Origin of the sequence: Brochothrix campestris FSL F6-1037 (genome assembly GCF_000525915.1) — a bacterium.
GTDB classification, from domain to species: domain Bacteria; phylum Bacillota; class Bacilli; order Lactobacillales; family Listeriaceae; genus Brochothrix; species Brochothrix campestris.
This window is the reverse complement of record NZ_AODH01000028.1, coordinates 35,846-42,291: the sequence shown is the minus strand read 5'-3', so window position 1 is coordinate 42,291 and position 6,446 is coordinate 35,846. Positions and strand designations below refer to the sequence as shown.

Sequence of the window (6,446 nt, the reverse complement as noted above, 5' to 3'; positions counted from 1 at the left end):
CATCACCAAGACGCATATCTGCTCCCATACCTGGAACTACTACTGCACGACCACCCGCGGCCTCAACACCCTTTGCAACATTTTGTCCTTTTCCTAATCGATCTGCAATAACTACTGTAATCATTTTAATTTCCTCCTCTAATTTTTAGTTTTGTGCTGCCGTTTCAAAATGAATCGATAATAAATAGAGCTCGTCCTTGGCTAATTGACCAATCGTTTCGACCACTTGCTCTGCTAAATTAAGTGAACGTTGCGATACCTCAGTGAATAAATTAGCATCAACTGGCATCACTGCTTCACCATTTTCAGCTCGAGTAATCATTGCTTCCAGATGATTCACTAAAATAACAATTTGAAGTTCTGACATCTTAAGTTCTGCCTTTTCAAGTTCATTGAGGGTATATTCCACAATTTTTTTGCGTTTGTAGACGGTAGTCACTCTGATTAATTACCATCTGTGCTTCTTTGGGAATTATCATTAATTTCCTCCTTCAGTGTTACATACTGTAATAAGGCAATTATTTCAGCCCGATTGATGACTAACTTATTAGCTGCCATAATCTGTTCGATTTTCATTACATCTGTTTTATGTTTCATTAAGATAGCTACTTCCTCAAAGCCAGCATTTTCATATTGTGACTCAAACTGAATGCGATGCACCATCATCATCACATGTAATAGAAACGATTCTTCATAACCAACTTGTATCCGTGCTGTAAAATAGTTCTTCAGTTCATTCTGAACAATGAAAGCTGCTAATAATAAGTCTCGGCTAATATCTTCTACCCCGTTTTTATTAGCAATTTGTTTTCTGACCACCAGTTTTGGTGGTTTTTTCTGATTTAATCGACCTGATAATATTTCAGTTACCTTCAGTTTTATATTTTCAATATCCCTCGGTGTTGGCAAGGGATGTACTTTGACAAAAGTACTTTCAATTTTATCTAATGGAAAGATACTTATAACTAAATCTGGCTGTGTATCTCTAATCACTTTTTGCGCTTTTAAGACTGAGGCAAAACTAATCAGTTCAATATTTGGGACTTCTTCCATCACTTTTTGTTGTATTAAATTTGTTACACCTAATCCCGTCGAACAAATATAGACGACGGTAACAGTATCGTTACGCGGCTTTATTTTTTTCGTAAGCTACTAAAAAATGAAGTGCAATATAGGAAATGAAAGAATCATTCACAAAGATTGTCGCGTCATCTATTTGCCGTTCTGAAACCACCTTAATATGTCTGAAAAGTTTGGCGTATTTTGATTTTATATCATCAACAAATGGATTGTATTCGTTGACGAAAACATGTTTTTTATGGAGTCGTAACGACAAATGGGCGAATAAATTGTTAAATAGCTGCTTATCCTTATTAAAGGGTAACTGTTCTTTTTCGCTAACCTCATCAATTAATGCCGTGGTCAGTTCTGCAATATTTTCATCTTTTTTGGAAGTTAAAACATCGCTGAAAATATAAATGTATTCATCTTCCAAAAAGGGAAACTGATAGTGGTAAAAAACTTTTTTCATTAACAGAAATGGCAGTTCAGCTTTTATTTCATGCATTGTTTGTTGTGAAAGAATACGGTAACTGTTAATCGTACGGTTGTTTTTCAACCGGATGGTTGCAATACAAACTCGTAAGATAATGGCTAGTAGCTCACTATAATTGAATTTATCAAGCATTTCCTTATCCATAAGTTTAGCGATGGCCTGGAGGGTTTCATTGAAAACCGCTGCCATCTTGGGAGGCATGCCATACGTATTTGTCGGGTTACTATCTTCTTGATTAACAACAATTTGCATTAAATAATAAACATCATAATCAGTTAAGCTTTTTTGAATAACAGCCTCCATCAAATGGCGAACATTTGCTTCGTCACCGACTAACTTAAACCCATAATGATTTTTTCGGTCGAGTGTTACTGCATATTTTAAAAGTAAAAAATCCATTTTATCTAAATCGGCAATAATGGTATTGCGTGATACTTTTAAGGCTTCTGCCATCTCATTTGATGTTAGCGGTGTATCTGCTAACGATAACCATAAAATCAAGCGATAAATTCGATTTGTTTGATCAGGATATAGATCGTTGCGTTCAACATGAAGCAGTTCATTTTTTATAGCTAATTTGGTGGATTCCGACCATTCAATCCAGATTCCTTTATTACGTCTCGTTCGAATTGTAAGCTCTTTCATTTTTAACCATGTCCGAAGATTATCTAAATCATATTTAATGCTGCGCACACTTCGATTGAACTGTTCTGCTAATGATGCAGTTGTCACGGGCGCGGCCGTATCAATCAAAGTTAACATTATATTGATTTCTCGTTTTGAAAGTTGCATTTTTGCACCTCTATTGTTTTAGTGATATCACTCTACTTCCAATATAGGACACCACTTGCATTAATACAATACTATTTAATTGCACTTATTATCGTGCAAATAGGTGTATCACATCGAGTTGCCTTGCATTTATGAAAGATAATCGACGGACTAAGTTTTCTTTTTTTTTGTTGTTCTTTTGCTGAAAATCTTTATATGACGCTATTTCTCTTTCACAATTTTCTTTTCTTACAGGATAACTTTCACTGCACTTTTCACAATATTTCCATACTATTTTTTACGATTATCTCAACTATTTCAATGTTTTTCAAAATATGACATTTCAGATACTTTTTTTTGAGACCTTCACTCCCTTTCAAAACGTTATCATAACTGATATTTATTTATTCTCTCTGAATATGTTATATTAATGATAGTTATCTCTTTTAGAAAGCAGGTTGAGTCATGGTTAAAATCACATTGATCGGTAGTATTCTTACCGGCGCTTTTTTTACTGTACAATCATTTTTTTTAGTTTCGGCTTTGCTGTTCCTGGCTTACTCGTAAACTTTATTGCACTGTTATTCTTTTTATGTGTGTATTTATTACTACTCTGGACAAAAAAATCAGACTAAAAAAGGCAGCGACGCGTTGGCGTCACTGCCTTTTTTTCTAATATGTTGCTTTTATTCGCTTTAATGCATAAAGATGCTCATCACAATGAGGCTAAACGACAAGGCAAACAACACCATAAACGGTTTGTTTTTACGTTCATAGCTATCCATGATGGCCGCAATGAAAGCCACGAGCAAAAAGATTTGTATCCAAACCGGAAACCCCAATCCTCTTTTCTCATTTAAGAATGAAACAATCATTGAAATATAAATTAATGCTGAAGCGAGTAACGCAGTATACGGAAACATCTTATTATCCATCTAAAATCCTCCTTGGTACATTACTGCTAATATACCATAACTCACGTGTGATTTATATCGCAAACAAGCTTATTTCAATATTTTATAAACGTCGCGTGATACGACTGCTCTTTTTTCGTAACCGACCTAATTTTTGCTCATCACTGCCATAATATACGGTTCATCCGCATAAACAATCGCGACATCATGGGCGATTTTCATCGAAAAGCATGTCATAATGCGTTGATTGTCGTAATTTGCATGTTGCAAATAGCTCGTTGCGCGTCCGTCTTGACGCTGAATCACTTCCATCACTTTAGCGTTGTCGTTGGCATTTACAAGGTTCCATTTCATCCCCGTTCGATCAAACACCTTGTTGATGTTCTGTTTCATTACCGGACTGTATTGTTTTTTTCTTCTTTGAGTCATTCTGATACTGTGACAAGCTCTTTCGACATAGGGCATTGATTCCCCCCCTTCTTGTTGTTCTTCTTAAACGAGCAAAAGCCCCCCTCTAGCTGAGGAAGGCTTTTGCTTGATACATTCTTTGGTAAGCTGATTTCACTTTTAATCTCTCATCACATTAAATTTCAATATCATTTTATCCTTTATTTCGGTTTTTACACCTTGTTTCGCAGAACCGAAGTAGTTACCACCAAAGGTTAATGTCAGCTGGTCAGTCGGGTTAAGGGTGGCAATCGAAACATTGGTGGTCGCCTCTGTCAGTGATGAAATAACTTCTGTCCCATCCGCTTTCAAAGCAAGTCTGAGGCTATTGCTCTCAACCTGCGGGTCTGGTTCGTCTGCCCCTAACAGGGTCAATCCATTCGTTTCGACCGCATCAAAGGCACTCACTGCCACATTAATAGCTATTTTTGGTGAGTTATTGATAATGTGGTAAGGATTTGACGCGATTGTTTTTGCAAGTCCTTCATTTTCAGTATTAGCAAACAACATCGCGGTCGGAATCGTCACGTTGATATCGGCAACGGGATCTTTCACCGTCACTTCGGTATGACATTCGACCATCTTACCGTTATGATCACGAATACCATAGGTGACTTGATAGCTCCCAGCGACGGTCGTATCAATCGGCTTGCCATTTTCTGTCCAACTCATATCACTCGTATATGAGAGTGTTTCGCCGTCTGCATTCGTTGCACTAATAAAACCGGCAGCAGGATTATATTCTTCTCCGAGATACACATCAATCGATTGTGCCTCAATGGCAGTCTCATCATTTTTGACTCTAACAACTGCATCCGGTTTGTCGCTCTCTAAAATATCACCATTGGCTTTTTGCAATTGAATGCGAACGGTATGCTCACCAGTTTTACTCGTATCGATTGTACGACTTTCGATGTCGTCAATAAAATAATGGTCGACTTTATCAGCTAAAATCGCCTTACCATCTTTATCAACGACCTGTTTAAAGGGGGCATTGGCATCAAAGGTATCACCGATAAATAAGCGAACATCTTGTAACGCAGCTGTTGTTTGATCTGGCAATACAGTTACTGTGTACTCTGATACGACTGTTTCAGCATTTTTAAATTCGTATGTTAATGTTTGGTGGTATTCGCCTGGGGTATTTGGATCGACCGTATCGCCACCTAAGGTGAGGGCCGGATTATCAAGTGTTAGCGGTTGCCCGAGGTGATCTGTACCCTTTATAAAGTTAGCGGTTGCGTCAAACGCTTGGCCTTGATACAAGCTACTGTCTGTTGTTTCAATTACGGGTGTTATAAAGGCCGCATAACGATAAATAATTGGTTTGGTGAAAATCGTAAAGTGACCCGTTGCATTCTCGGGTACGCCTTCAAAGGTGTAGCCTGGTATATCTAATTGGTATTCAGGTGTCGATACATCGTAATTCGCACTCAAACTACCTCGAATTGTTTTTTCTTCACTGATTGGTTGGTGGTTTTCATCAACGTACTTCACTTTAGCTTCATAAGCATTTTTCATTCGGTAGTAATGCCCCGCTGTTCGATCTGTTTGACCTAACAGCTCTTCTCGACTATAAATTTCTGTGATGTTATCACCATTTACCCACTTGCCATTATATGTGATAACATCCGCCTGGAGAGGTATCTCAGCCTTAAAACTTGATTGACTACCGGCCGGAAGTTGAATGCTGTCAAGGCGATCATTCTCTTTGAAGATATCGATCGTATTCGCATTATCTGCACGTACCCCCTGCCAATTAGAACAATCGACTGTATCAAGTTTGCGACATCTCTCAAACATACCTATAAATGCGGTCGCCTTAGAGATGTCAAAGTTGGCTAAATTAAGACTTTCAATAGCGGTATCTGCAAAAAACATATACGAGAAATCGGTCGCCTTCGATGTATTGAAGGTTGATAAATCCATTGATTTTAATCGTTCACACCCATTGAACATGTACGAAAAATCTTGCACTGAATGTGTGTCCCACGATGATAGATCCAGCTCTGTTAACTTACGACACGTGCTAAACATGCCTTTCATGCTTTTCACGCTCGACATATCGATGTATTCGAGTCCCTCAATCGCAGTTAGCTGCGTTAAACCTGCAAATAAGTCATTTAAATACAAGTTTTTGTCATACGATGTATCATAATGGATTGGGCCTCTAATCGTGATTTTTTTAACATCTTTATGTTTGAACCAAGGCGTTTGGTTGGCAAAGATATAAAGAACACTTCCACCAAAGACTTCGATCTCTTGCGTCTCGATATAATAACGGTAGGTTGTGTAACCCCAATAGCCTTCCGTGTAACTCCTCGTTTTGCCATCCTCGCCGACTTCTGTTTTCACCTCAGTCGAGGTTGAAGCTTCACTACTAGGTTCAGTTATTGTTTCTAACGTTTCGGTTGGCTCGTTTAGCGCCTGAGTTGATTCACTGGTGCGACTCTCACTCGGTGCGTTTTCTGTTATCGTTGGGTCACTCGTAGTTGTATCGGGGGCTGACGCTGCCCTTTGACTTTCTTCAATCATAGTGGCAGACGTTGCCTCCGTTTGATTGACTTCAGTCACAAATGGGCTCACGGTTGTCTCCGTATCATTTATTGTTGTCCTTTCTGCCGCTTCTGTTATGGTCGTCATAACAGAAAACAGTGGTAAACTGAGGTTGATTATAAGTGTTATTAGTGTCACAATTGTCCACTTTTTCATTCTGCTATTCTCCTTTTTTAGTCATCTTTTGATGTCCGTTTCATTAT

Annotated in this window: 7 protein-coding genes; all 7 read right to left on the bottom strand. The window is 38.3% G+C overall.

Annotation, left to right across the window (positions count from 1 at the left end):
- A partial coding sequence (locus tag BCAMP_RS13525) for an SFCGS family glycine-rich protein (RefSeq protein WP_269479274.1) occupies positions 1-124 on the bottom strand: 124 nt, incomplete at its 3' end.
- A 21-nt stretch (positions 125-145) separates the two neighbouring features.
- A complete protein-coding gene (locus tag BCAMP_RS06895) occupies positions 146-409 on the bottom strand; it encodes a PRD domain-containing protein (RefSeq protein WP_269479273.1) in 264 nt (87 codons plus the stop codon).
- Between the two features lie 35 nt (positions 410-444).
- Positions 445-1,053 carry a PTS sugar transporter subunit IIB gene (locus BCAMP_RS13855; protein WP_198015735.1) on the bottom strand — a complete coding sequence of 203 codons (609 nt, stop codon included), beginning with the start codon at positions 1,051-1,053 and terminating at the stop codon, positions 445-447.
- A gap of 70 nt (positions 1,054-1,123) precedes the next feature.
- Positions 1,124-2,347, bottom strand: a complete 1,224-nt coding sequence (locus tag BCAMP_RS13850) for a BglG family transcription antiterminator (RefSeq protein WP_198015734.1) — start codon at positions 2,345-2,347, stop codon at positions 1,124-1,126.
- Positions 2,348-3,021: 674 nt separating this feature from the next.
- Positions 3,022-3,261, bottom strand: coding sequence for a hypothetical protein (locus BCAMP_RS06885; protein ID WP_035314694.1), 240 nt, complete (start codon positions 3,259-3,261; stop codon positions 3,022-3,024).
- Positions 3,262-3,387: 126 nt separating this feature from the next.
- Positions 3,388-3,705, bottom strand: a complete 318-nt coding sequence (locus BCAMP_RS06880) for a hypothetical protein (protein ID WP_035314692.1) — start codon at positions 3,703-3,705, stop codon at positions 3,388-3,390.
- 102 nt (positions 3,706-3,807) lie between these two features.
- A complete protein-coding gene (locus tag BCAMP_RS06875) occupies positions 3,808-6,399 on the bottom strand; it encodes a BspA family leucine-rich repeat surface protein (protein WP_035314690.1) in 2,592 nt (863 codons plus the stop codon).
- Positions 6,400-6,446: the final 47 nt, after the last annotated feature.